Source organism: Streptomyces sp. 13-12-16, from assembly GCF_002114215.1.
In the GTDB taxonomy this organism is placed as follows: domain Bacteria; phylum Actinomycetota; class Actinomycetes; order Streptomycetales; family Streptomycetaceae; genus Streptomyces.
In genome coordinates, this window is record NZ_NCTE01001031.1 from 1,305 (window position 1) to 2,130 (window position 826).

Genomic DNA, 826 nt, shown 5'->3' on the forward strand with positions numbered 1-826 from the left:
GGCCTGGCGTCCGTCGCCGGGACGGACTCCGGCCCGGCGGACAGCGGCTCCGCCGCGAGCGGGGCCGGCCCGGCGGACCGTCCTGCCGGGGGCCCGGTGTCCGAGGCCGCCCCCGAGTTCGCCCGCGTGGGCCTCCGGCCCGGCCGCTGGGAGCCCTGGACCCCGCTCGCGGTCTGGCTCTCCACCCACATCCTGTTCGCCGGCTTCCCCGCCAAGCTCTGGCGGGCGCACATCACCGCCCACCTCGGTGCGGACGCCGTGGGCCTGTTCGCCGCCGACGGTCCCGGCACCGCCGGCAGCAACGGCTGGATGGTCGCCGGGGGCCGTACGACCACCGGGCACGCGGTCATCGCCGGGGACCCGCACCGCTTCATCGAGGACCCCGGCGTCTACCAGCAGATCCGCCTGTCCTGCCCGGAGTTCGACGTCGTCGGCCTCGCCGTGCCCGGCGTCCCCGGCATCGCCCACTTCGGGCACACCGGCACGGTCGCCTGGGCCATCACCAACGCCATGGCCGACTACCAGGACCTCTACCGCGAGCGGCTGCGGCGCACCGGCGCCGGGGTGGAGGCGCTCGGCCCGGACGGGACGTGGCACCGTGCCGCCCGGCACACCGAGACCGTCGAGGTGGCGGGCGAGGAACCGGTCGAGGTCGAGGTCATCGAGACCGACCGCGGCCCCGTCGTCATCGGCGGCCCCGAGGGCCTCGACGACGGCGTGCCCGAGCCCGGCGAGCCCCCGCTCGCCGTCGCCCTGCGCTACCCGCCCCGCGTCACCGGCGACCTCGGCTTCGGAGCCCTGCTGCCGCTGCTGCGGGCCCGCCGGG

Annotated in this window: 1 protein-coding gene; it reads left to right on the forward strand. The window is 77.8% G+C overall.

Annotated features, from left to right (window positions below; translation table 11 throughout):
* Nucleotides 1–3: 3 nt before the first annotated feature.
* A partial coding sequence (locus B7767_RS34685; protein ID WP_256923671.1) for a penicillin acylase family protein occupies nt 4–826 on the forward strand: 823 nt, incomplete at its 3' end.